At 65.1% G+C, this 22,817-nt stretch carries 21 protein-coding genes and 1 pseudogene; 8 read left to right on the plus strand and 14 right to left on the minus strand.

The window, feature by feature from the left end:
• The first annotated feature begins 58 nt into the window (after positions 1–58).
• Complete coding sequence (locus AC1DOQ_RS09855; RefSeq protein WP_477362649.1) at positions 59–922, plus strand: head GIN domain-containing protein; 864 nt, start codon at positions 59–61, stop codon at positions 920–922.
• A 75-nt stretch (positions 923–997) separates the two neighbouring features.
• Here AC1DOQ_RS09855 and AC1DOQ_RS09860 read toward each other — a convergent pair whose 3' ends face one another.
• Positions 998–1,744 carry a nidogen-like domain-containing protein gene (locus tag AC1DOQ_RS09860; protein WP_477362651.1) on the minus strand — a complete coding sequence of 249 codons (747 nt, stop codon included), beginning with the start codon at positions 1,742–1,744 and terminating at the stop codon, positions 998–1,000.
• Between the two features lie 356 nt (positions 1,745–2,100).
• Between AC1DOQ_RS09860 and AC1DOQ_RS09865 the strand changes: the two are divergent.
• Positions 2,101–3,046: pseudogene (locus AC1DOQ_RS09865) on the plus strand (IS1595 family transposase).
• Positions 3,047–3,066: 20 nt separating this feature from the next.
• Here the strand turns inward: AC1DOQ_RS09865 and AC1DOQ_RS09870 are convergent.
• Together AC1DOQ_RS09870 and AC1DOQ_RS09875 are read right to left on the minus strand one after the other, a co-directional pair.
• On the minus strand, positions 3,067–4,239 hold the full coding sequence (locus tag AC1DOQ_RS09870; protein ID WP_477362653.1) for a globin domain-containing protein: 1,173 nt from the start codon (positions 4,237–4,239) through the stop codon (positions 3,067–3,069).
• Positions 4,240–4,328: 89 nt separating this feature from the next.
• Complete coding sequence (locus AC1DOQ_RS09875; RefSeq protein WP_477362655.1) at positions 4,329–4,808, minus strand: RrF2 family transcriptional regulator; 480 nt, start codon at positions 4,806–4,808, stop codon at positions 4,329–4,331.
• 161 nt (positions 4,809–4,969) lie between these two features.
• On the opposite strand from AC1DOQ_RS09875, the gene AC1DOQ_RS09880 reads away from it, so the two are divergent.
• Positions 4,970–6,472 carry an APC family permease gene (locus tag AC1DOQ_RS09880; protein WP_477362657.1) on the plus strand — a complete coding sequence of 501 codons (1,503 nt, stop codon included), beginning with the start codon at positions 4,970–4,972 and terminating at the stop codon, positions 6,470–6,472.
• A gap of 168 nt (positions 6,473–6,640) precedes the next feature.
• Here the strand turns inward: AC1DOQ_RS09880 and AC1DOQ_RS09885 are convergent, their stop codons facing one another.
• The gene (locus AC1DOQ_RS09885) at positions 6,641–7,741 is read right to left on the minus strand and encodes an NADH:flavin oxidoreductase/NADH oxidase (protein ID WP_477362659.1); all 1,101 of its coding nucleotides are present in this window, start codon (positions 7,739–7,741) and stop codon (positions 6,641–6,643) included.
• Positions 7,742–7,865: 124 nt separating this feature from the next.
• Between AC1DOQ_RS09885 and AC1DOQ_RS09890 the strand changes: the two genes are divergently transcribed.
• On the plus strand, positions 7,866–8,138 hold the full coding sequence (locus tag AC1DOQ_RS09890) for a GNAT family N-acetyltransferase (protein ID WP_477362661.1): 273 nt from the start codon (positions 7,866–7,868) through the stop codon (positions 8,136–8,138).
• A 69-nt stretch (positions 8,139–8,207) separates the two neighbouring features.
• Here AC1DOQ_RS09890 and AC1DOQ_RS09895 read toward each other — a convergent pair whose 3' ends face one another.
• From AC1DOQ_RS09895 to AC1DOQ_RS09905, 3 genes are all read right to left on the minus strand, one after another.
• A complete protein-coding gene (locus AC1DOQ_RS09895) occupies positions 8,208–10,376 on the minus strand; it encodes a S46 family peptidase (protein ID WP_477362663.1) in 2,169 nt (722 codons plus the stop codon).
• Positions 10,377–10,480: 104 nt separating this feature from the next.
• On the minus strand, positions 10,481–11,758 hold the full coding sequence (cls, locus tag AC1DOQ_RS09900; protein ID WP_477362665.1) for a cardiolipin synthase: 1,278 nt from the start codon (positions 11,756–11,758) through the stop codon (positions 10,481–10,483).
• A 70-nt stretch (positions 11,759–11,828) separates the two neighbouring features.
• On the minus strand, positions 11,829–12,098 hold the full coding sequence (locus AC1DOQ_RS09905; RefSeq protein WP_036170652.1) for a GlsB/YeaQ/YmgE family stress response membrane protein: 270 nt from the start codon (positions 12,096–12,098) through the stop codon (positions 11,829–11,831).
• Positions 12,099–12,383: 285 nt separating this feature from the next.
• Between AC1DOQ_RS09905 and AC1DOQ_RS09910 the strand changes: the two genes are divergently transcribed.
• Positions 12,384–13,883 carry a hypothetical protein gene (locus AC1DOQ_RS09910; RefSeq protein WP_477362667.1) on the plus strand — a complete coding sequence of 500 codons (1,500 nt, stop codon included), beginning with the start codon at positions 12,384–12,386 and terminating at the stop codon, positions 13,881–13,883.
• A 68-nt stretch (positions 13,884–13,951) separates the two neighbouring features.
• On the opposite strand, the gene AC1DOQ_RS09915 is transcribed toward AC1DOQ_RS09910, so the two are convergent.
• Genes AC1DOQ_RS09915 through AC1DOQ_RS09925 form a run of 3 tightly spaced genes read right to left on the minus strand, consistent with a single transcriptional unit; the run spans position 13,952 to position 15,694 of the window.
• Positions 13,952–14,524 (minus strand): YceI family protein, encoded by a 573-nt coding sequence (locus AC1DOQ_RS09915; RefSeq protein ID WP_477362668.1) that lies wholly within the window; start codon positions 14,522–14,524, stop codon positions 13,952–13,954.
• A gap of 50 nt (positions 14,525–14,574) precedes the next feature.
• Positions 14,575–15,123 carry a YceI family protein gene (locus AC1DOQ_RS09920; protein ID WP_477362670.1) on the minus strand — a complete coding sequence of 183 codons (549 nt, stop codon included), beginning with the start codon at positions 15,121–15,123 and terminating at the stop codon, positions 14,575–14,577.
• 10 nt (positions 15,124–15,133) lie between these two features.
• On the minus strand, positions 15,134–15,694 hold the full coding sequence (locus tag AC1DOQ_RS09925) for a cytochrome b (RefSeq protein ID WP_477362672.1): 561 nt from the start codon (positions 15,692–15,694) through the stop codon (positions 15,134–15,136).
• Between the two features lie 242 nt (positions 15,695–15,936).
• Here AC1DOQ_RS09925 and AC1DOQ_RS09930 point away from each other — a divergent pair, with 242 nt between their 5' ends.
• Entirely contained in the window at positions 15,937–17,910 is a 1,974-nt protein-coding gene (locus AC1DOQ_RS09930; protein WP_477362674.1) for a TOL_0244 family TonB-dependent receptor, read from the plus strand.
• A 105-nt stretch (positions 17,911–18,015) separates the two neighbouring features.
• On the opposite strand, the gene purB is transcribed toward AC1DOQ_RS09930, so the two are convergent.
• Entirely contained in the window at positions 18,016–19,395 is a 1,380-nt protein-coding gene (gene purB, locus AC1DOQ_RS09935; RefSeq protein WP_477362676.1) for an adenylosuccinate lyase, read from the minus strand.
• Positions 19,396–19,556: 161 nt separating this feature from the next.
• Here purB and AC1DOQ_RS09940 point away from each other — a divergent pair, with 161 nt between their 5' ends.
• Positions 19,557–20,174 (plus strand): glutathione S-transferase N-terminal domain-containing protein, encoded by a 618-nt coding sequence (locus AC1DOQ_RS09940; RefSeq protein WP_477362678.1) that lies wholly within the window; start codon positions 19,557–19,559, stop codon positions 20,172–20,174.
• Positions 20,171–21,154, plus strand: a complete 984-nt coding sequence (locus AC1DOQ_RS09945) for a PfkB family carbohydrate kinase (RefSeq protein ID WP_477362680.1) — start codon at positions 20,171–20,173, stop codon at positions 21,152–21,154. The genes AC1DOQ_RS09940 and AC1DOQ_RS09945 overlap by 4 nt, the downstream gene beginning before the upstream one ends.
• On the opposite strand, the gene bfr is transcribed toward AC1DOQ_RS09945, so the two are convergent.
• The 3 genes from bfr to AC1DOQ_RS09960 form a co-directional block, all read right to left on the minus strand.
• Positions 21,141–21,620, minus strand: a complete 480-nt coding sequence (gene bfr, locus AC1DOQ_RS09950; RefSeq protein ID WP_477362682.1) for a bacterioferritin — start codon at positions 21,618–21,620, stop codon at positions 21,141–21,143. The genes AC1DOQ_RS09945 and bfr overlap by 14 nt on opposite strands.
• A 64-nt stretch (positions 21,621–21,684) precedes the next feature.
• A complete protein-coding gene (locus AC1DOQ_RS09955) occupies positions 21,685–22,374 on the minus strand; it encodes a PepSY-associated TM helix domain-containing protein (protein WP_477362684.1) in 690 nt (229 codons plus the stop codon).
• A 183-nt stretch (positions 22,375–22,557) separates the two neighbouring features.
• Positions 22,558–22,776 carry a (2Fe-2S)-binding protein gene (locus tag AC1DOQ_RS09960; RefSeq protein ID WP_477323215.1) on the minus strand — a complete coding sequence of 73 codons (219 nt, stop codon included), beginning with the start codon at positions 22,774–22,776 and terminating at the stop codon, positions 22,558–22,560.
• Between the last annotated feature and the right edge of the window lie 41 nt (positions 22,777–22,817).

Consider the following 22,817-nt stretch of genomic DNA (forward strand, 5'->3'; position numbering starts at 1 on the left):
GGGCTGGCCAGGGCGCGCCTTGTTAGAGTTCAAACACTACTAACAGAAAGGCCATCCCATGCGTACACTGCTCGCCATCGCCTGCCTCGCCGCCCTCGGCGGCTGCGCCATCGTCGTCGCTCCCGGCGCCGACGGCGACTACCAGGTCCGGACTCCCTTCAACGGCAACACGGTCGACGGCGACGGCGTGGCCGCGCGCGACCAGCGCATGGTCGGCACCGTGAACGGCCTGGACGTGAATGGTTCCTTCGTGGTCGACGTGCGCGTCGGCCCGGCCACCTCGCTGGTGGTGGAAGCCGACAGCAACCTGCTGCCGCTGATCCGCACCGACGTGCGCGGCGACACCCTGAACATCTATGCCGACCGCTCCTACCGCAGCCGCAACCCGGTGCACGTGATCTACACGGTGCCGCGCCTGACCGACCTGAACCAGAACGGCTCCGGCCGCATCACCGTGGAAGGCCTGAGCGGCACGCCGCTGTCCGTGCGCCGCAACGGCTCGGGCTCCGTGAACCTGTCGGGCCAGGTGGCCAGCCTCGAGGCCAGCAGCAACGGTTCCGGCAGCCTCGACGCCTCGCGCCTGCAGAGCGCGAACGCCAGGCTGAACCTGACCGGCTCCGGCCGCCTGGAAGTCGGGCGGGTGGCCGGCGACTACGCGATCGTCAACCTGAACGGCTCGGGCCAGCTGCGCGTGACCGGCACGGTGCGCTCGCTGACGGCACGCGCGAACGGCTCCGGCCACCTCGACCTGGGCATGCTGTCCAGCGACCAGGCCGACCTCTCGTCCTCGGGCTCGGGCGGCATCACCGCCAACGTCCGCCAATCGCTGATCGCCCAGAACGGCGGTTCGGGCGGGATCCGCGTGTACGGCAATCCGGGGCAGCGCTCGGTGAGCGGCAACCACGTGCAGATGTTGAATTAAAAAGGCTGAGTCCTGTGCAAATACAGGACTCAGCCCTTGGCTGCATGGGGAACCCAAGCGGCCAGCCTTGCGGGATTACTGCTTGCGACGGCGGCGCATACCGCCCGCCAATGCGGCACCGCCCATGGCCAGCAGAGCCAGGCTGGCCGGCTCGGGCACGTCGACCGGAATGCCGCCGGCATTCAGGTTGTAATAGCGCGGCGCGCTGTTGCTCAGCGTGTCACCGACCACGAAAGAGGCGAACGCGACTTCCCCCGGGTTCGATGCCGCCAGGCCGTCGCCGAAGCCTGCCGACACGAGACGGGTTTCGCCCACGTCGCCGTAGAAGATGCCGATCTGGGCCAGGCCGCCCTGGGAGGCGAGCTGGTCGGAGCGCAGGAGGATCTGGAAGGTGCTGCGGCGGCTGTAGTCGCCCGAATAATGACCCATGTCGAGCCAGGTGACGACGATCTCGCCTTCGGTCGTGGTGTTGACGTACACGTTGGAGGCGTCGTCGCTGCGCGAGTCCAGGTCGGTGTATAGACCGGCGATCATCGGCGCCACCGTCTGGATGTCCAGCGCCTGGGTCGAATAGCTGCTTTGGCCGGAACCGAAAGTGATGTAGCCGTTGGAGCTGACAAACACTTCCGAATAGGTATTTCCGAAGAAGTTGATCGACTGGCCGGTTCCCGTGAATGCGATCGGTCCGGCATAGCAGTCGTCACAGTTGCTGGGCCCCGGCAGCTGGGTGCCGTAGGTCGAGGTGTACAGGCTGGCCTGTGCCGGGGCCATGGCAGCCAGGCCGAGTGCGGCTGCAAAGGCGGCGCCGAGGATTTTCTTCATGTGTGACTCCCTAGTAGTTGTTTATAAGGCAATCACGATTTAGCAATAAGCATGCCAGAAGAAAATCTTTCAAAAATTCAATGGCTTATATTTTTAACCACGACGCGCTGTAAATATTATCGACAAAGAGTTACTGGCAAATAATGCCACGAAGGGGGCGAGACTGTTGCCAAACAGCATGAACCGGGTCGCGCGTAAAAATGCTGAGTCCTGTGCAATACAGGGCTCAGCCCTCGGCCGCCTTCACGGTGTCATTTCAGGCGGCGGCGTTATCGATGGCGCTGTTCGCGCCAAGTGTGGAATCTATTTCGTAAGCCTGCGGTCCAATGTCGACCTGAACCGTTGACGGAGGGTCCATGCAAGCACGGCAGTTCGAACAGTTCCTGCAACGCCTCACCAGCTTGACCCGGCGGCAACGCGACCGCCTGCTCGAACTGCTGCAATCGGCAGCCGGCCTCGACCGCGTACTTGAGATCGTCGAGCAGCCCGCCGCGCCGCTCTGTTGCCCACACTGCCGAGCCAGCAAACCCTATCGCCACGGTCACGCACATGGACTGCAGCGCTACCGCTGCCGCAGTTGCCGCCGCACCTTCAACCTGCTCAGCGGCACGCCGCTGGCCCGGCTGCGCCACAAGGCGCATTGGCTCGACTACCTCGGCTGCATGCTCGACTCCCGCAGCGTGCGCCGCGCGGCGCGCGAGATCGGCGTGGCCAATGCGACCAGTTTTCGATGGCGTCACCGCTTCCTGGCCTTGAGCAAGGATGACCGCCCGCAGCGCTTGAGCGGTATTGCCGAAGCCGACGAGATGTATGTGCTCGAATCGCACAAAGGATCCAGAAGCCTCGACCGTCCACCGCGAAAGCGGGGCGGCAAGGCGACGAAGCGTGGGATCTCGAACGAGCAGGTGTGCATCCTGGTCGCACGCGATCGCAGCGGCCGGACCATCGATGCCGTGACCGGCAAGGGGAGCGTGAGCAAGCGGCAGCTAGTAGAGCACTTGGGGCCGCGCCTGGAGCGTGACGTGCTGCTGGTGACCGACAGCCATGCCGCCTATCCGGCATTCGCGCGGGAGCTCACATGAGGCCATCAACGCGAGCGCCGGCGAAAGAAGGCGCGGTGCGCTGCACATCCAAAATGTGAACGCGTATCACAGCAGGATACGCGCCTGGCTGCTGCCATTCCGCGGCGTCGCCAGCCGTTACCTGGGCCATTACTTCGGCTGGCGCTGGGCACTGGATGGCCAGCGTATTGCCAGCCCAGACGCCTTTTTGAGAGCGGCGCTGGGCAGGTTCAACACTTAGCGCGAACAGCGCCTTATCGATTACAGCAGGTGATCGAGCAACTCCGGCCCGAACACCTCGCGATGCAGGCGCCCAGCCGGCACACCCAGGTGCAGCAGCGACAGCCACTGCGCCTGCATGAACTTGTGCGGACCGCACAGCCACACTTTCGCTCCCTCGCGCGGCCAGGACGGCAGCTTGTTCACGTCCATGCGGCCTTGCGCATCTTCATAGAAGGTCACCAGCGACAGGTTCGGCATCGCATCCTTCAGCGCGCCCACTTCCTCGCGCAGCGGATGGTGGGTGGCGTCGCGCGCGGCATGGGCGAAGATCACGCGGCGCTGCGGATTCACTTCCGCGATGCGCTTCAGTGCCGAGACCATCGGGGTGATGCCGATGCCGGCCGACAGCAGCACGATCGGCTGCTCGCCTTCGGTGTCGGGGGTGAATTCGCCGAAGGGATGCGAGACCTGCAGGATCGAGCCCACCTGCACGTTCTGGTGCAGCCAGTTCGAGACCATGCCGGCCGGCGTGCCGGCGTCGGCGTCTTCACGCTTGACGGAAATGCGCTGGCTTTGCTTGCCGGGGGCGTCGGACAGGCTGTACTGGCGCAGCTGGTGGCTGCCGTCCGGCAGGTCGACCGCGACGCTGACGTACTGGCCCGCCTGGAAGGCCGGCAACGGCTTGTCGTCGGCCGCGACGAAGCGGAAGGACACCACGTTCTCGCTCTCGCGGACGACTTCCGTGACGCGCATCGGGCGGGTCTCGCCCGGCTGGATGCCGGCGGTGCTATACAGCTCGGCTTCGGCGGCGATCAGCAGCTTGGCCAGCGAGTTGTAGGCTTCCTTCCAGGCGTCCAGCAGCGGCTCGGTGGCGGCGTCGCCGAGGGTCGCGGCGATCGCGCCCAGCAGGTGGCGGCCGACGATCGGGTAGTGCTCGGCGCGGATGCCGACCGAGACGTGCTTGTGGACGATGCGATTGACCACCGGACCCAGCGCGCCAGGATTGCCGATGTTCGCCGCGTAGGCGAACACCGCCGATGCCAGCGACTGCTGCTGCGCCCCGTTTGCCTGGTTGCCCATGTTGAAGATGCGGGTCAGCTCAGGATGCGCGCCCAGCATGTTCTGGTAGAACAGCTTGGTGATGGTCAGGCCGTGTTGGCGCAGGACCGGCACGCTGGCGTCGATATAGGGGCGGGAAGCGTCGGAAATCATGGTTATTCCTTATTGATGCATTTCAAATGCAGATTTAACGTTCAAAAAAATGCCCGCGAAGCGAGCACCTACTTCTCTTCTTGCCAAGTCTATGAGCCAGCCTTGGCTGTCTCACCTTTGCTTCCACTCCAGAACATCCGGTGCATGCGGATCACCTGCTCGCCGGTCGCGCCCGAGGTGGCGTTGGCCAGCGTATAGCGGTCCATCGCCTCGTAGAAGGCACGCATCCCGGCGCGCAGCATGCCGCGCAGCTGGCAGTCGAGCTTGAGGGCGCAATCGGTGCCCTCGCAGTCGACCAGTTCCTCGTCCTCGCCTTCCAGCTTGCGCAGCACCTGGCCGATGGTGAGCAGCGCCGGGTCGGCCGCCAGGCGCAGGCCGCCGTTGCGTCCGCGCGTCGCCGTGATCCAGCCCAGCTTGGCCAGCTGTCCGACCACCTTTACCAGGTGGTTCAGCGGAATGTCGAACTGGGCGCTGATCTCGGCAACCGTCACCGGCTGAGGGCGTTCGCCGGCCCGCTCCAGATAAATGAGCACGCGCAGGCCGATATCGGAAAAGCGGGTGAGGCGCATCGTTTGGTCCTCGTGAAAACCTAGGTATTCTACATAAACCTGCATAAAAAATGCATCTTTAAAGAAATTATTTTTTCTAGGCATTGCAAAATGTTATCCATAAGTGGCCCGCAACTGGCCCTATAATCGCAGGCTTTGGAAGTGCGACCAGAGGAAACGCCGTGAACCAGACATTGGGCCAGAAGCTCTTTAGAACCAAGACGTCCGAGCGCAAGCTCGACGACTCTTCCGTCCATGGCGGTGGGCTCGGCCGCACGCTCGGCCTGTTCCCGCTGACCATGATCGGCGTCGGCGCCACCATCGGTACCGGCATCTTCTTCACCATGGTCGAAGCGGTGCCGAAGGCCGGCCCGGCGGTGGTGCTGTCCTTCCTGCTGGCCGCCATCACTGCCGGCCTGACCGCGCTGTGCTATGCCGAGCTGGCGGACCGCGTGCCGGCGTCCGGCTCGTCCTATTCCTTCGCCTACGCCACCGTCGGCGAATTCGCCGCCTTCGTCGTCGCCGCCTGCCTGCTGCTGGAATACGGCCTGGCCGCCAGCGCCACCGCGATCGGCTGGTCCGACTACCTGAACAACTTCCTGCAGAACGCGATCGGCTGGCAGATCCCGGATGCATTGCGTTCGCCGATGATCGTCTCGGGCAAGAGCGGCGTCGAATTCCACGCCGGGCACATCAACCTGCCGCCGATCCTGCTGGTGGTGATGTGCTGCGTCCTCTTGATCCGCGGCACCAAGGAATCGGCCACGACCAATGCCATCATGGTCTGCATCAAGCTGGCGATCCTGGTGTTCTTCGCCGCGATCGCCCTGACCGGCTTCGACATCAACAACTTCCACCCCTTCTTCGCCGCGAAGGACGGCCACAGCGTGGGCGGCATGGCCGGCGTGACGGCGGCGGCGGGCACCGTGTTCTTCTCCTTCATCGGTATCGACACCATCGCCACCGCCGGCGAGGAAACCCGCAACCCGACCCGCGACGTGCCGCTCGGGATCCTGATCGCCCTCTTGATCGTGACCGTGTTCTACATGCTGGTGGCGATTGCCGCCATGGGCGCCCAGCCGGCCCATATGTTCGAGGGCCAGGAAGCCGGCCTCGCCGTGATCCTGCAGAACGTGACGGGCAAGGCCTGGCCGGCGCTGGTGTTGTCGGGCGGCGCCGTCATCTCCGTGTTCTCGGTGACCCTGGTGACGATCTACGGCCAGACCCGCATCCTGTACGCGATCTCGCGCGACGGCCTGATCCCGAAGACCTTTCAAAAAGTGAACCCGCGCACCCAGTCGCCGGTGGCGAATACCCTGATCGTCTCGGTCGTGGTGGGTATCGTGGCCGGCCTGGTCGACTCCACCTTCCTGTGGGACATGGTGAGCATGGGCACCCTGGTCGCCTTCATGGTCGTCTCGGTGTCGGTGCCGGTCATCCGCCGCAAGCAGCAGGAAGAGGACAGGCGCACCGGCCGTAAAGGGTTCCGCGTGCCTTTCGGTCCCTACCTGGTGCCGGGCCTGTCGATCCTGGCCTGCCTCTACCTGGTGCTGGGCCTGTCGCCGATCACCTATACCGTGTTCGCGGTGTGGATGACGGTGGCGGTCCTGACCTATTTCGGCTATGGGCTGCGCAACAGCCGTTTGAACAAGGCCGGGGCGCAGACGACGGAGTTGACGCACTAAAGCGGTCGTTCCCGCGAAAGCGGGAACCCATGCTGAGCATCAGAAACCGGTGCACAAACAAAAAGCCGCGTACTTGTAAAGGTACGCGGCTTTTTCATTTGCGCTGACTTCGGGCACTCAGCATGGATCCCCGTTTTCACGGGGATGACGGCTCACACGCGCCGTAGCTTACTTCTGCATCCTGTAACGCTCCAGCCAATGCGCATACGGCGCCGGCAGCACCCAGGTCGGGCGGTCGATGCCCAGTTCCTGCGCGGCCTGCAGCGGGTAGTGCGGATTCGCCAGGTGGGCGCGGCCGACCATCACCAGGTCGAGCTGGCCGTCCGCCACCGCGCGCTCCGCCAGCTGCGGGCCGTCGAAGCCCCAGGCCGAGGATACCGGCAGGCCGCTCGCTTCGCGCACGCGCTGGGCCACCGGGCCCAGGAAGGCCGGGCCCCAGGGGATGTCGACGTCGGCGATTGTGAAGCCGACGCTGACGCTCAGCATGTCGAGGCTGCGCGCGCGCATCATGCGGGCCAGCTCGATCGATTCGTTCAGGGTCTGCTCGTCCTTGCCGTCGTACTCGATGACGCCGAAGCGCGCGGTCAGCGGCAGGTGCTGCGGCCAGACTTCGCGCACGGCCTCCAGGGTCTCGAGCAGGAAGCGGCTGCGGCCCGTGAAGTCGCCGCCGTACTGGTCGGTGCGGTGGTTGGTGTGCGCCGAGAAGAAGCTCTGGCCCAGGTAGCCGTGGGCGAAGTGCAGTTCCAGCCACTCGAAGCCGGCGGCCAGCGCGCGCCTGGCTGCGGCCACGAAATCGGCCTTCACGCGGGCGATGTCGTCCAGCGTCATTTCCTTCGGCACCTTCGGCAGGCCGCCACCGTAGGCGATCGCCGACGGCGCGATGGTGTCCCAGCCGTAGGGCGCATCGGACGGGATGTGGTCGTCGCCTTCCCACGGTCGGTTGGCGCTGGCCTTGCGGCCGGCGTGGCCGATCTGGATGCCGGCGACGGCGCCGCCGGCGCGGATGGCAGCGGCGATATGGGCCATGCCCTCGACCTGGGCGTCATTCCACAGGCCGGTGCAGCCCGGCGTGATACGGCCTTCCGGCGATACGGCCGTTGCTTCGACGATCACCAGGCCGGCGCCGCCGCGCGCGATGCCGGCATAGTGAACCTGGTGCCATTCGTTGACGAAGCCGTCGTTGGCGCGGTACTGGCACATCGGCGGCACCGCGATGCGGTTGCGCAGGGTGATGTCCTTGAGCTTGAAAGGGGAGAATAGGGCTGACATGGTATTCCGTAATGAAGGTCTGGCCGCGGTCCATGCCGCGGCGGGGTCATCAGTATAGGCGCGATGCATATATCGTGCTGGCAGGCCCTTCAAGTCGCTCCGACCTTCGTGTAGCATTGACAGGATGACCAGCTTGTTTCCCCACATCCGGCGCGCCGCCGCCGGCGACCGCGACGCCCTGCTCGTCGATCCCGCCCACTTCCGCAAAGGCGCCGGCAAGCGGATGCTGGCCCACGCCCGCGCGCTCAAGGGACCCTTGACGGTGGAGGTCAACGAGCAGAATCCGCAAGGCCTGGCCTTCTACCTGCAGTCCGGCTTCGTGCAGGCGGGACGTTCCGAGCGCGATTCGGCCGGACGGCCCTTCCCGATCCTGCACCTGCGCGAAGAGCGCGCATGAAAAAAGCCACGCGTCTTGCGGCGGCGTGGCTTGTTCGTACGGGGCGCCGCGCGGCGCCCCGGCAGGCGTTTACTTGACGCCCATTTCCTTCAGCAGGTTGTCCGCGTGGTCGACCTTGTCCATGTTCCACAGGATGTAGCGGATGTCGACCTGGATGTCGCGCGTGGCTTCCTTGTTGAAGTCCCAGTCCGAGATGATCGAATCCAGGGTGCCGTCGAAGGCCAGGCCGATCAGCTCGGCCTTCGAGTTCAGCGCAGCCGAACCCGAGTTGCCGCCGGTGATATCCAGGGTTGCCAGGTAGTCGACCGGCACGGTCTTCAGCTTCGGATCGGCGTAGTTGCCGAAGTCCTTGGCGCGGATCGCGGCCAGCTGTTTCTCCGGTGCGTTGAATTCGCCTTCGCCGGTGTGCTTGGCGACCACGCCCTTCACGGTGGTGAAGGCGGTCCAGGAACCGGTGCCGTCGGCGCCGTAGCTGCGGCCCTTGACGTTGCCGAAGGTGACGCGCAGGGTCGAGTTGGCGTCCGGGTAGACGGCCTGGCCGCGGCTGTTCATGTAGGCGATCTTGGCCTTCATGTAGCTGGCGTAGGCCTTCTGGATGTTGCCGCCCAGTTCCTCGTCCTCGGCTTCTTCCTTGCGGTCGGCGTCGTACAGGGCGACGGCGGCCTTGATGAAGGCGTCGTTGCTGGACTGGAAGTCAGCCGGCGACTTGCTCAACCACTGGACGCGGAAGTCCTTGTTCTGCAACTGCGAACCTGCATACAGCTTGTCCAGCGCGGCCTTCAGTTCGGCTTCGCTCATGCCCGGCTTGATGCCCAGCGCGGCGTCGAAGGCGGCGTTGTCGCTGCCCGGCTGGGCGCGGGTTTGCTCCGTATATTGCTTCAGGAAGTTCAGCACCAGCGCCTTGTCGACTTTCTCGTCGTAGGTGCGGTCCTGGCCGGTGATGCTTGACGTCAGGCGCGGCATGTCGCGTTCCTGGAAGCCCGACTTGCGTTCGGCGTCCGGCTTGGTGCGCTCGTTGGCCAGGCGGTACAGGGCGCGTGCCGAGTTCAGGAAGCGCGGGGTCGAGTAGCTCAGGAAGAACTCGCGCTTGACCTTGGCGTCGCGCTCGGCGATCAGCTTCTCGACGGTGTCGATGTCGGCGCCGAATTCGGCCTTGCGCTGCGGGTTGGCGTTGACCCAGGCCTTCAGCGCATTGTGCTCGGCGGTCTTGCGCGCCAGGATGTCGCTGCCTTCGTAGCTGGCGATCATGCCCTTGCGATTCTTGTAGTAGTTGTTGACGCCCGCAACCTGGCCGGCGTACTTCAGCTTGGCGGCCGGATCGTTCTTGGTCTCGCGCTCGATGATCGCCAGGGTCTCGCCCGACGCCTTCACGAAGGCCGGGTAGTTCCAGTCGAAGGTGAACGCCACTTCCGACGGCAGGCGGTGGCGGTTGGTGCGGCCCGGGTAGCCCATGGCCATGATGAAGTCGCCTTCCTTGACGCCTTCCTTGGCGATCTTCAGGAAGTGCTTCGGCTTGTACGGCACGTTATCCTTCGAGAACTCGGCGGCCTTGCCGTCGCGGCTCACGTAGGCGCGGTAGAAGCCGTAGTCGCCGGTGTGGCGCGGCCACATCCAGTTGTCGGTGTCGCCGCCGAATTTGCCGATGCCGACAGCCGGCGCATGCACCAGGCGCACGTCGCGGATTTCCAGTTGCTTGATGCGGTAGAACTCGAGGCCGCCGTAGAAGCTCGGCACGGTGCAGCGGTAGCCGGCGTCTTTTTCGCACTCGGCCACCAGCGCCTTCTGGTTCTTCTCGATCGCGTCGACCCTGGCCTTGCCGGTCAGCTTGGCGACTTCCGGGGTGATCACGCGGTTGGTGACGTTCGCCACTTCCTCGGTCACGAACACGCGGCTGCCCGGCGCGGCCGGCAGTTCCTCGTCCATGGTCTTGGCCAGGAAGCCGTTCGCCAGCAGGTCGCGCTGCGGGGTCGAGTTGATCGCCACGCTGTTGTAGACGCAGTGGTGGTTGGTGATCACCAGGCCCTGCGGCGAGACGAAGGAAGCCGAGCAGCCGCCCAGGCTCACGATCGCGCCCGCCGGGAATTCGGTCAGCTTGGTCAGGGTGGCCGGGTCGAGCTTGAGGCCGGCGGCTTTCAGTTGCTTGGCTACTTGTGGCAGCTGCTGCGGCATCCACATGCCTTCGTCCGCCTGTGCGGCGAAGCTGGTCAGGATGGCGAGCGCGAGTAATGTTTTTTTCATTCGCATCTATCGGTTGTTGAATTGTTGTCCCACGGGCTCCGCAGAGCTCGCGACAGTATGCGTATGCGAAAAACCAGCGTCAACCCATATTTGCCACTTTGTAATTACAGCTGCGCACCGATCAGGTGGGCCAGCTTGCCCGCCGCCTTGTCGTACAACGGCCGGTTTTCCCACTGCTGCAGCGAGACCGGCTTGGCGCGGCGCCAGTCGTCTTCGAAGACCGCTTCCTGCTGTTTGGCGAAGACCGGATCGATGACGTTCAGGTTGGCCTCGTCGTTCAGGCTGAAGGAGCGGCTGTCGAAGTTGGTCGAGCCCACCGACACCAGCAGCGAATCGACCACCAGCGCCTTCACGTGGTACATGGTGGGCTGGTATTCGGCGATCCGGATGCCGGCCGCGAGCAGTTCGCCCCAGCGCTCGCGCGAGGCGGCGCGGACCACGTCCGAATCGATGATCTTGCCGGGCGTGATGATGCGCACGTCGACCCCGCGCTTTGCCGCCGCGACCAGGGCCCGCACCGCCAGGTCGTCCGGCACGAAATACGCGTTCGACAGGTGGATCGTGTGGCGCGCGGCGGTGATCGCCATCAGGTACATCAGGTGCATGCTCTCGCTGCCGCCGGTGATGGAACTGGAAAACATCTGCGCCGCCGACTCGCCTTCGTGCTTCAGGGCCGGGAAGTAGGCATCGCCGTCGAGTATGGTGCCGGTGGCCTTGGTCCAGTTGTCGTTGAACACGGCCTGCATCTGGCCGACCACCGGGCCCTCGACGCGGAAATGGGTGTCGCGCCAGTGGTCCTCGTCCTGGCCGTGGCCGCGCCATTTGTCGGCGATGCCGACGCCGCCCGTAAAGCCGATGCGGCCGTCGACGACCAGCAGCTTGCGGTGGGTGCGGTTGTTCAGCCGCGCCAGCTTCCACCACACCGGCTTGTGGTAGCGGTGCAGTTCGACACCGGCGCTGCGCATCTGCTCCATTTCGGCATTGCTGATCTTCATGCTGCCGATCCAGTCCAGCAGGACGTGGACCTTGACCCCGGCGCGCGCGCGTTCCGACAGCGCGTCCGTGAATTCGCGGCCGATCGAGCCGGACCAGTAGATATAGGTTTCGAAGGTAATGGTGCGCTGCGCCTCGCGGATCGCCTTCAGCATGGCGGGGAAGATCTGGTCGCCGTTCAGCAGGACCTCGACCTTGTTGCCTTCGACCAGGGCCGGGCCGAGCAGCACGCCGAGGGAGCGGCGGAATTGCGGATCGTTGGTGTCGTACTGGCGGGTCAGCTGGGTCTCGATCTGCTTTTCGTTCGGCATGAAGTTGAGCGCCAGCAGGCCGACCACGAGGGTGGCGATGCAGGCGATCAAGGCAACGATGGAGCGACGTATACGCATGGAAATATTTTATACATAAAAAAAACCAACGCTGGAAAGAGCGTTGGTTTTAATTAGCGTACCGCACTGTTTAACGGACGCGGCCGCGACGCAGCAGGTTCACGATGGCCAGCAGGATCACGGCGCCCAGGAAGGAAACGAGCAGCGACGAGACACTGAAGTCATCCGCGTTGATGGTGCCGGAGCCGAACAGCGGGGACAGCAGCCAGCCGCCCAGGAAGGCACCAACGATACCGACCACGACATTGAGAATCATGCCTTGCTCAGCGTCCGTCTTCATGACCATGCTGGCGAGCCAGCCGAGAATACCACCGACGACGATCCAGATAATGAATAACATGTTGATTCCTCCTCAAGTTGGAAAAACATACTCCAGGCCAATTGATTGCCGAGGCCATGGGCAAAGTCTAGTGATGCATACGTACCCGGGTCGGTGCGGCAACGAACGTTAGACGCGCAAAGTGCTGCGGCGTTCTCTTGATGCTCGGAATGTCCAGCCTAGGGTGCGTCAACGAACAGAAGCGAACTGTTGGGCAGGCATATCGTTGCTTCCATTGCAGCACCCGATTTTTAGAAAACACGTATCCAGTACGTGCCTGGCACACCGACCTTGAGAGGACACACTATGAGCATCTTCGATACCGACAAGCAGAACAAACAGAATCGCATGGTCACCGGCCTGTTCCCGGACCGCGCCAGCGCCGAACGCGCCTACAGCGCCATCTCGACACGCGGCTATTCCAAGGATGACGTCAACCTGATGATGTCGGACTCGACCCGCAAGACCCATTTCAACGACACCGAAACCGAGCTGGGCAGCAAAGCGGCTGAAGGCGCCGGCGTCGGCGCAGGTATCGGCGGCACCATCGGCGCCGTGCTGGCCGGCGTGGCCGCGCTGGGCACCACCCTGGTGCTGCCGGGCCTGGGCCTGGTGGTGGCGGGTCCGCTGGCGGCCGGCCTGGCCGGCGCCGGCGCAGGCGGCATCACCGGTGGCCTGATCGGTGCACTGATCGGCGCCGGCATTCCGGAAGAACGCGTCAAGCACTACGAAGAAGGCATCAACCAGGGCGGCATCCTGATGGGCGTGAATCCGCGTTCGGATGACGATGTCGAATACATCCAGCGTTCCTTTACCGATAACGGCGGTTCGCACGTGATCGGCACCGGCGTCGGCGCCCTCGCCGGCGCGGCCGTGGGCGCGGGCATCGGCTCGGTTGCCGGCCCGGTCGGCACCCTGGCGGGCGCCGCGATCGGCGGCATCACCGGCGGCATGGCCGGCAAGGGCGCCGGCGAAGTCGTGAACCCGAAAGCCGGCGACGACCTGGGTGAACACTACATGGCCAAGGGTGTGGGCGCCGGTGCGGGTGCTGCGATGGGCGCTGCCGCGGGTGCGGTGGCCGGACCGATCGGCATGGCGGCCGGCGCGGCGATCGGCGGCCTGGCCGGCGGCGCTGCCGGACGTGGCGCGGGCGAAGTCGTGAATCCGCATGCGGAAGATCGCCTGCATGAACACAACCTGGCACAGGGCACCGGCGCTGYCGGCGGCGCGCTGGCCGGCGCTGCCATCGGCGCCGCGGGCGGCCCGATCGGCGCGGTGGCCGGCGCGGTTGCGGGCGGTATCGCCGGCGACATGGCCGGCAAGGGCGCGGGCGAAGTCGTGAACCYGAAACCGGGCGACCAGCTGCATGAGCACAACCTGGCCGGCGGYGTCGGCGCGGGCGGCGGCGCGGCCACCGGTGCGGCACTGGGCGCGGTCGGCGGTCCGGTCGGCATGGCGGCCGGTGCGGCCATCGGCGGCATCGCCGGCGGCATGGTCGGCAAGGGCGCCGGCCATCTGGTCAATCCGACCGAGGAAGACAACTACTGGCGCACCAACTACCAGACCCAGCCGTACTACTCGCCGGGCTACAGCTACGACGACTACTCGCCGGCCTATGCGCTGGGCTACAACAACGCCCGCCGCTACCCGTCCTACGACCTGGCCGAGCCGCACATGGCCGACGAATGGGATCGCGTAAAGGGCCATTCGCGCCTGTCGTGGGAGCAGGCCAAGTCGGCCAGCCGCGCCGCCTGGGATCGCGTCGAGCGCGCCATGCCGGGTGATTTGGACCGCGACGGCCGTTAATCTTCCTTGAACGATAAAAAACCTCGGGGCCTTGCGGCGCCGAGGTTTTTTTTACGTCCGGTCAAAAATTACTGCTTGACCGCTTCGACCTGGATCGCCAGCTTGACGTCCATATTGAAGCCGAAGGACTCGCCGTAGCTCACGCCGAAGTCGCTGCGCTTGAAGGTGGCCGAGGCGTCGGCGCCGCACACTTCCTTCTTCAGCATCGGGTTCATGATGCACTTGAACTTGTTGATGGTCAGGGTGACCGGCTTGGTCACGCCGTGCAGGGTCAGTTCGCCGTCGACCGATGCCGGGTTGTCGCCGTTGAACACCAGCTTGCCCTTGTAGGTCGCGGTCGGGAACTTGGCGACGTCGAACATCTCCGGCTTCTTGGCGTGCTCGTTCAGCTTGTCGTTACCGAAGTCGATGCTGTTGGCGTCGATGACGATGTCGACCGTGCCGGTCTTGGCCGCGCGGTCCAGCAGGATGCCGCCTTCGCTCTTGTTGAACTTGCCGCGCCAGACCGACAGGCCGCCGAAGTGGTCGGCTTCGAAGCTCGGGTAGGTGTGGGTCGGGTCGATCTTGTAGCTGTCGGCGGCGAAGGCGCTGCTTGCGAATGCCGCGGCCAGGAGGGCGATGCTCAGGTGCTTCAGTTTCATGTGACGGGTTTCCTTCGTTAGTGTGGATGCTGCCTATTAACTTCTGCTAATTAACCCGCGGCGACGCGGAATTTGATGACGATGTCGTCGGCGACGATGCTGGTGTCCTGCCACTCGCCTTCACCGACGTTGAAGACGCGGCGCTTGATCGGCAACTGGCCTTCGAATACCTGTTTGCCGCCCTCGGGCTTCACGTTGAGCGGGAAGCTGACGTCGGCGGTCTTGCCCTTGATGGTCAGCTTGCCGGTGACGGTCAGCTTGCCGGCGCCGGCCGGCTTGATCGAGGACGAGACGAAGGTCGCCTTCGGGAACTGGGCCGAGTTGAACCACTCCTTCTTGGCGATTTCCTTGTTGTAGTCGGCCTGGCCCATGTCGAAGCTGGCGGTGTCGATGTCGACCCGCGCGCTGGCCTTGTCCGGGTGCGCGGCGTCGTAGTCGATCCGGGCGTCGAAGCGTTTGAAACTGGATTCGACCGGCACATCCATCTGCTTGAACACGGCCGAGACGCTGCTGTGGGCGACGTCGGTCTTGAGCGGCGCGGCGTTCGCGACCAGGGCGACGCCGAGGAGGATGCCGGCCAGGGAACGGGTGGTTTTCATGCTTTCTCCTTCAAATGGAACGACCGGGCAGCATGCGGCGCATGGTGCCGTCGCGGTCGAGGATCTGGTGCTTCAGGGCGGCCAGCAGGTGCAGGGCGACCAGGGCCGCCATGGTCATGGTCGACCAGTAATGGACCGGCTTGAAGATGTCGGCCAGGGCCGGATTCTTGGCGTAGAACACCGGCAGCTGGAACAGGCCGAAGTACTTGACCGGCACGCCGGCCGCCAGGGTGTACAGGTAGCCCGAGACGGGCACGGCGAACATGAGCAGGTAGAGCAGGTGGTGCAGGCCATGGGCCGCGCGTTGCTGCCAGGCCGGCATCGACGCCGCGAGCGCCGGCGGACGGTTCTTCAGCCGCCACAGCAGGCGCAGGGCGGCCAGCAGCAGCACGGTCACGCCGGCCCATTTGTGCCAGGAGTAGTAGCGCAGCTTGGTCGGCGAAAAGCCCGGGATGTCCGTCATCACCAGGCCGAGCGTGAAGGCGCCCACGATCAGCACGGCGATCAGCCAGTGAAGTGCGATCGCGGTCGTGGTGTAGCGCTTGTGCTCCTGCCGCTGCTGCTGGTACATGTTTGGCTCCGGAAAATATTCTTGCTGGAACAAGATCTTAACAAAATAGCTGGTGTATTGATTCCATACTTTAACAATTCCATCGGGCGCCAGGAAGCCAGTAGAACGGATAACATTGTTCAGCTGGCGGGACAATCGGAAAAGCCAACCCTCCGATGAGAGCATGGCGAAGGTAAAATGTTGACTTGGCCGATTTATCAATGATAATTGTCGGCCATGAATATTTCCTCGAATACCTTATGATGTCGTCTGTTCCCGGCCGGGCGCCGTTTGCGCTCCGCCTGCCACTCCTTTTGCTGGGCGTGGCCCTGGCCACCTGCGCGCATGCGGACGAACAGTCGAGCGAGCGTAAGGGCGGCGAACGCCAGGCCGAATTCGCCGACCTGTCGATCGAGGAACTGGCGAACATCGAGGTGACGTCGGTGTCCAAGCGGCCCGAGCGCCTGCAGGACGCGCCGGCCTCGGTGTTCGTGATCACCGCCGACGACATCCGCCGCTCCGGCAGCCGCAGCCTGGCCGAAGCGCTGCGCCTGGCGCCCAACCTGGAAGTGGCGCGCTCGAACAACACCGGTTACTACATCTCCGCGCGCGGCATGAACGGCTCCAGCAACAGCCCCGCCAACAAGCTGCTGGTGATGATCGACGGCCGTTCCGTGTATTCGCCGCTGTTCTCGGGCGTGTTCTGGGACGAGCCCGACGTCATGCTGGAAGACATCGAACGCATCGAGGTGATCAGCGGCCCCGGCGGCACGCTGTGGGGCGTGAATGCCGTGAACGGCATCATCAACATCACCACCCGCCATGCGGCCGATACCCGCGGCGACCTGCTGGTGCTGCGCGGCGACAGCGACGGCGCGCAAGCCGCCTTCCGCCACGGCGCGGGCGGACCGGAACACAGCTGGCGCGTGTATGGCAAGGTATTCGGCCTGGGCCATAGCGAGCTCGCCAGCGGCGCGCCGATCGACGACGCCTGGGACCAGGGCCAGGTCGGCTTCCGCTCCGACTGGGAGCACGGCCAGGACCGCTTCAGCCTCAACGGCAACGCCTGGCGCGGTCGCCAGGGCCAGCCGGCGCCGGGCGCCATCGCCGCGCCGGGTGCCAGCGTCGGCGTCGACGACATCATCACGCGCGGCGCCAACCTGACCGGACGCTGGGAACATGCGCTCGAGGACGGCGGCAGTCTCAGCGTCCAGGCCTATTACGACCACCGCTACCGCCAGGTGCCGCCGACCTTCACGGATTCGGTCGACATCGCCGACATCCAGCTCCAGCATTCGCTGCCGACCCTGGGCATGCACAGCATCGTGTGGGGCGGCGAGTACCGCGACAGCTGGGACAAGGTCGACAACAGCCGCTTCGTCGCTTTCCTGCCGGCCAGCGACCGCCAGGCCTGGGCCAGCCTGTTCGCCCAGGACGAGATGGCGCTGCGCGACGACCTGCGCCTGACGGCCGGCGCGCGCTACGAGCACAACCCTTATACCGGCGCCGAATTCCTGCCGACCCTGCGCCTGTCCTGGCGCGTCTCGCCGGCGCACTCGCTGTGGGCCGGCTACTCGCGCACCGTGCGCGCACCGTCGCGCCTGGACGTCGATGCCTTCGTCCCCGGCGCGCCGCCCTATCTGCTGGCCGGCGGTCCGCGGGTGCGCTCCGAAGTGGCGCGCGTGTTCGAACTCGGCTACCGCGCCCAGGTGGGACAGCGGATGTCGTATTCGGTCACGGCCTTCCGCAACCTGTACGACCACTTGCGCACCCAGGACATCACGCCCGCCGGCACGATCGAATTCGGCAATAAGATGGAAGGCCGGGCGCATGGCCTCGAAGCCTGGGGCAGCTACCAGATGAGCGATGCCTGGCGCCTGTCGGGCGGCCTGACGGCGCTGCACGAGCGCTTCACGCTGAAACCCGGCAGCGTCGACGCCGGCAGCGTGGCGACCACCGGCACCGATCCGGCCTACACGGCCCAGCTGCGCTCCAGTTATGCCTTCGACAGCGCGCGCGAGCTGGAAGTGGCGGTGCGCCACGTCGGCGCCACCGGACGGCCCGCAGTGCCGGCCTACAATGCGCTCGACCTGCGCTTCGGCTGGCGTTTCGCACCGGGCATGGAGCTGTCGGTCATCGGCAACAACCTGAACGGCAGCCACGGCGAATACGGCGTGTCCCAGTTTCGCAGCGAAGTGGGGCGCAGCGTCGGCGTGAAGCTGGTGTGGCAGCGGTGATTCGATGACGTCGTCCCCGCGCAGGCGGGGACCCATGCCGAGCAACCTGGACCCCCGCCTTCGCGGGGGTGACGGTGGATATCGCCGGGGTGACGGGAGGGATGCTCAGATCGCCTTGGCCAGCTGGGCCGCCAGGCCGGTGTAGTTGGCCGGGGTCATCGCCAGCAGCAGGTCCTTGGCTTCCTGCGGCATGGCCAGCTTGCCGATGAACTCCTGCAGCGCTTCGCGGGTGATGCCCTTGCCGCGGGTGAGTTCCTTCAGCTGCTCGTACGGGTTCTCGATGCCGTAGCGGCGCATCACGGTCTGCACCGGCTCGGCCAGCACTTCCCAGTTGGCGTCCAGGTCCTGCTCCAGGCGCAGCGGGTTCACTTCCAGCTTGTTCAGGCCGCGCAGGCAACTGTCGTAAGCCAGCAGGGCGTAGCCGAAGCCGACGCCGATATTGCGCAGGACGGTCGAGTCGGTCAGGTCACGCTGCATGCGCGAGACCGGCAGCTTGTCGGCCATGTGGCGCAGCACCGAATTGGCCAGGCCCAGGTTGCCTTCCGAGTTTTCGAAGTCGATCGGGTTGACCTTGTGCGGCATGGTCGACGAACCGATTTCGCCGGCCTTCAGCTTCTGCTTGAAGTAACCCAGCGAGACATAGGTCCAGATGTCGCGGTTCAGGTCGAGCAGGATGGTGTTGGTGCGCGAGATCGCGTCGAACAGTTCGGCCATGTAGTCGTGCGGCTCGATCTGGATGGTGTAGGGGTTGAAGGTCAGGCCCAGGCGCTGTTCGATCACGTTCTTGCTGAATGCCGGCCAGTCGAAGCCCGGGTAGGCCGACAGGTGCGCGTTGTAGTTGCCGACCGCGCCATTCATCTTGCCGAGGATCTCGACGCCTTCGATGCGCTTGACGGCGCGCTGCAGGCGCGCGACCACGTTGGCGAATTCCTTGCCGAGGGTGGTCGGGCTGGCGGTCTGGCCGTGGGTGCGCGACAGCATCGGCAGGTCGGCGTTGACGTGGGCGATCTCGGTCAGCCTGGCGATGATGGCTTGCAGGGCCGGCAGCATCACGCCGTCGCGGGCCGCTTTCAGCATCATGCCGTGCGAGGTGTTGTTGATGTCTTCCGAGGTGCAGGCGAAGTGGATGAACTCGCTGGCCGCGACCAGTTCCGGCACGTCCTTGACCTTTTCCTTCAGCCAGTACTCGACGGCCTTGACGTCGTGGTTGGTGACGGCTTCGATTTCCTTGATGCGGGCGGCATCAAGGTCCGAGAAGCCGGCGGCCAGCTTGTCGAGCAGGGCGTTCGCCTCGGGCGAGAACGGCTTGAGTTCGGCAAAGCCGGCCTGCGACAGCGCCTGCAGCCAGGCGATCTCCACCTTCACGCGGTGGTGCATGAAGCCGGCTTCCGACAGGATCGGGCGCAGCTTGTCGGTCTTGGCGGCGTAGCGGCCGTCCAGCGGGGACAGGGCCGACAGGGTGGAGGAGGAGGCGGTAGAGGTCATGGCGGGCGGGGATGAGTGCAAAAGCGCGATTTTACCATCGGCAGCCTGCGCGAACCGGCTTTGTCAAGCCGAATGTGGACAGCGTTGCACGCCTTTCCCACGCCATTATCCGGTCATTGCCCGATGCTATACTGTCAGTCGGTCCCCTAATCTGAGCATTTATGAAACTCATCGGTTCCGTCACGAGTCCTTATGTGCGCAAGGTGCGCGTCGTGTTGGCAGAGAAGAAGCTCGACTATGTGTTCGAGCTCGACAACGTCTGGTCGGCGGATACGAAGATCAGCGCCACCAACCCGCTCGGCAAGGTGCCCTGCCTGGTGATGGAAGACGGCAGCCCGATGTACGATTCGCGCGTGATCGCCGAGTACCTGGACACGCTGACCCCGGTGTGCAAATTGTTGCCTGCCAACAGCCGCGACCGCGCCGACGTCAAGGTCTGGGAAGCGCTGGCCGACGGCGTCGGCGATGCCGCCGTGCTGGCCTACCTGGAGCGTACCCAGCGGCCCGCCGAGCTGCAGAGCCAGGCCTGGATCGAGCGCCAGATGGGCAAGGTCGGCAAGGGCCTGCAGGTCATGTCCGACAACCTCGGCGAGCAGCCGTTCTGCATGGGGATCCACTACACCCTGGCCGACGTCGCGGTCGGCTGCGTGCTGGGCTGGCTGTCCTTGCGCTTCCCCGCCATCGACTGGCGCGGCGAGCACCCGAACCTGGCGCGCCTGTTCGACAAGCTGTCCGAACGCCAGTCCTTCAAGGACACCGTGCCGGTCATCGCCTCGTGAGCGCCGCAACAAGCGCATCCGCCCCGACCACGGTCGTGTTCGGCGAAGCCCTGGTCGACGAATTCCCGACCGAGCAGGTGGTGGGCGGCGCGCCCTTCAACGTCGCGCGCCACCTGGCCGCCTTCATGGCGCCGAACCTGATGATCACCCGCATCGGCCGCGACCGCAACGGCCAGGCCGTGCGCGGGGAGTTCGAGCGTTTCGCGATGAGCGACGCCGGCCTGCAGCACGACCCGATGGAGGAAACCGGCCGCGTGGTGGTCGAAAGGAGCGGCCAGGGCCACCGCTTCCGCATCCTGCCGCGCCAGGCCTACGACTTCATCGACGCCGCCGCGGCCGCCGCCAGCCTGGCGAACGCCGATGCCGGCATCGTCTATTTCGGCACCCAGGCCCAGCGCGAGGAACGCTCGCGCGCCGCCCTGGCCGCCGTGCTCGAGGCGACGCCGGCCAAACGCTACCTCGACCTCAACCTGCGTCCCGGCCAGTACGAGGAGGGCACCGTCACGCGCTCGCTCGAGGCAGCCGACATCGTCAAGGTCAATGAAGACGAGTTGCAGGCGTTGTTCCAGTGGTATTTCCAGATCGGCCCGAACGATGCGCCGCTGGCCACCGAGGAAGTGCACGCGGCCTGCCGCGCGCTGATGGACCGCTTTGGGCTGGAAACCCTGATCGTGACCCTGGGCCACCGCGGCTCGGTGGTGTTCCTGGCGGACGGCGGCCTGATCGCCAACCGCGACAACCCGGCGCCGCCCTTCGTGATCGACACGGTGGGGGCGGGCGACGCCTTCTCGGCGATCTTCCTGCTGGGCCGCATGCGCGGTTGGCCGCTCGAGCTGACCCTGGCGCGCGCCAACGAATTCGCCGGCGCGATCTGCGCGGTCGCCGGCGCGGTGCCGCGCGACCTGAACTTCTACGACAAATGGGTCACGCGCTGGCGCGACCCGGCTGCCGCTGTCCCGGGAGCTTTCAGCCCTCGCTAGGGTCCATTTGGCTTTGCAGATAGTTCTGGATACCCACCTTGACGATCAGGTCGAGCTGGGTTTCCAGCCACTCGATGTGCTCCTCGGTGTCTTCGAGGATGTCCAGCAGCAGGTCGCGCGAGACGTAGTCGCGCACGGTCTCGCAGGCGGCGATGCCGTCCTTGATGGTCTGCTGGGCGGCGCGCTCGAGCTTGAGGTCGCATTCCAGCATTTCCTGGGTCGACTCGCCGATCAGCAGCTTGTGCAGGGCCTGCAGGTTGGGCAGGCCGTCCAGCATCAGGATGCGGTCGATCAGCCGGTCCGCATGCTTCATCTCGCCGATCGACTCGTCGTATTCCTTCTTGCCGAGACGGGTGAAGCCCCAGTGCTTGTACATGCGCGCATGCAGGAAGTACTGGTTGACCGCGGTGAGTTCGTTGGTCAGCTGCGCATTGAGCGCGCGGATGATGTTCGGATCGCCCTTCATGGAGTGCCCTTGTTTATTGTTGACGTGATATCGGCATCATAGCAAACCGCGGGGCCCGCTATGCTTATATCGATGCCAGCGCCACACCGCCGGCCAGCAGCAGCGAGATCGAGGCGATCGCGATGCCCACCGTGCGCCTGCGGTTGGTGAGCGTCCACAACACCACCCCGGACAGCGACAGCAGGATGATCGAACCGGCAAGCGTGTCCACCAGCAGGATCCAGCCCACGCTCATGCCCACGCCCTTGTGCAGGTTGGTGAGGGTGGCGAAGACATTGTTCTCGGTACGCTTCAGGGTCACGTAGTTGTTGCCGACCCAGTACTCGGCCGCTACCGCGCCGGAGGGGGACGTAAAACTGGCGCTCCAGCGCGCCGGCTGGACCAGGCTGCGGTCGCCCCAGGCCACGGTGCGCGCCGGATCGAGTTTCACGCGCGCCGGATCGGGGTCGAGCTTGAGCGAGGATTTCAGCCAGGCGGCCAGCGCCTGCGGGTCGGCCGGGGCCGGGTCGGGCAGGGGTAGCTGCACCGTGCTTTCCTGGGTTTGCGCGGCGGGAATCTTCAGCACCGCGCGGTGGTTCAGCAGGATGCCGGTGCCGCCGAACAGCAGGCCGAGCACGGCGCCCCACAGGCCGATCCAGCCATGCATCTTGCGCAGCCACCTGACGGCGACGGCGCGGCGCGAAGGCGTGGGCGGCGGTTGAACCGTAAACGGGGGCGGCGGCGTCCTCGGATTGCGAAACGGGATGACGGGCATAAGACAGGCGAGATGGCTGCTTCGGAAGCACCATGTTATCAGGACGCGCCGCGCACCGGCCGCTTCGCGCATCGATATGTGTGCGGCAATCCCGCGCTTTGCTGCGAGGTCATGGCGCTTGTAAAACTGGACCGGCGTCGCTGGCGCCGCAGGCGCGGCGACGGCCGGGACGATTCGGAAAAATCAGGCGGCCAGGCCGGCGACCGGGGTGCGCCGCAGCTCGGTGACCGTGGTGGTCGATTCCAGGTGTTCGTTCATCACTTCGCGGGCATAGCTGACGCATTTGCCGCAGCAGGTGCCGACGCCGAGCTCTTTGTACAGGTCGGACATCGAGGTCAGGCCCATTTCGACGGCCTGGCGGATTTCACGGTCGGAGATGTTGTTGCAGACGCAAACGATCATGGTCTTTATTCCGGTGTTGTTTGAGGTATAATGCGAATCAT

Source organism: Massilia sp. 01N417 (genome assembly GCF_056399645.1).

Coding starts and splice junctions, on each gene's coding strand:
- AC1DOQ_RS09855 (WP_477362649.1), top strand. CDS start 59: ATGCGTACACTGCTCGCCATCGCCTGCCTCGCCGCCCTCGGCGGCTGC.
- AC1DOQ_RS09860 (WP_477362651.1), bottom strand. CDS start 1,744: ATGAAGAAAATCCTCGGCGCCGCCTTTGCAGCCGCACTCGGCCTGGCT.
- AC1DOQ_RS09870 (WP_477362653.1), bottom strand. CDS start 4,239: ATGATTTCCGACGCTTCCCGCCCCTATATCGACGCCAGCGTGCCGGTC.
- AC1DOQ_RS09875 (WP_477362655.1), bottom strand. CDS start 4,808: ATGCGCCTCACCCGCTTTTCCGATATCGGCCTGCGCGTGCTCATTTAT.
- AC1DOQ_RS09885 (WP_477362659.1), bottom strand. CDS start 7,741: ATGTCAGCCCTATTCTCCCCTTTCAAGCTCAAGGACATCACCCTGCGC.
- AC1DOQ_RS09890 (WP_477362661.1), top strand. CDS start 7,866: ATGACCAGCTTGTTTCCCCACATCCGGCGCGCCGCCGCCGGCGACCGC.
- AC1DOQ_RS09895 (WP_477362663.1), bottom strand. CDS start 10,376: ATGAAAAAAACATTACTCGCGCTCGCCATCCTGACCAGCTTCGCCGCA.
- cls (WP_477362665.1), bottom strand. CDS start 11,758: ATGCGTATACGTCGCTCCATCGTTGCCTTGATCGCCTGCATCGCCACC.
- AC1DOQ_RS09905 (WP_036170652.1), bottom strand. CDS start 12,098: ATGTTATTCATTATCTGGATCGTCGTCGGTGGTATTCTCGGCTGGCTC.
- AC1DOQ_RS09915 (WP_477362668.1), bottom strand. CDS start 14,524: ATGAAACTGAAGCACCTGAGCATCGCCCTCCTGGCCGCGGCATTCGCA.
- AC1DOQ_RS09920 (WP_477362670.1), bottom strand. CDS start 15,123: ATGAAAACCACCCGTTCCCTGGCCGGCATCCTCCTCGGCGTCGCCCTG.
- AC1DOQ_RS09925 (WP_477362672.1), bottom strand. CDS start 15,694: ATGTACCAGCAGCAGCGGCAGGAGCACAAGCGCTACACCACGACCGCG.
- AC1DOQ_RS09930 (WP_477362674.1), top strand. CDS start 15,937: ATGTCGTCTGTTCCCGGCCGGGCGCCGTTTGCGCTCCGCCTGCCACTC.
- purB (WP_477362676.1), bottom strand. CDS start 19,395: ATGACCTCTACCGCCTCCTCCTCCACCCTGTCGGCCCTGTCCCCGCTG.
- AC1DOQ_RS09940 (WP_477362678.1), top strand. CDS start 19,557: ATGAAACTCATCGGTTCCGTCACGAGTCCTTATGTGCGCAAGGTGCGC.
- bfr (WP_477362682.1), bottom strand. CDS start 21,620: ATGAAGGGCGATCCGAACATCATCCGCGCGCTCAATGCGCAGCTGACC.
- AC1DOQ_RS09955 (WP_477362684.1), bottom strand. CDS start 22,374: ATGCCCGTCATCCCGTTTCGCAATCCGAGGACGCCGCCGCCCCCGTTT.
- AC1DOQ_RS09960 (WP_477323215.1), bottom strand. CDS start 22,776: ATGATCGTTTGCGTCTGCAACAACATCTCCGACCGTGAAATCCGCCAG.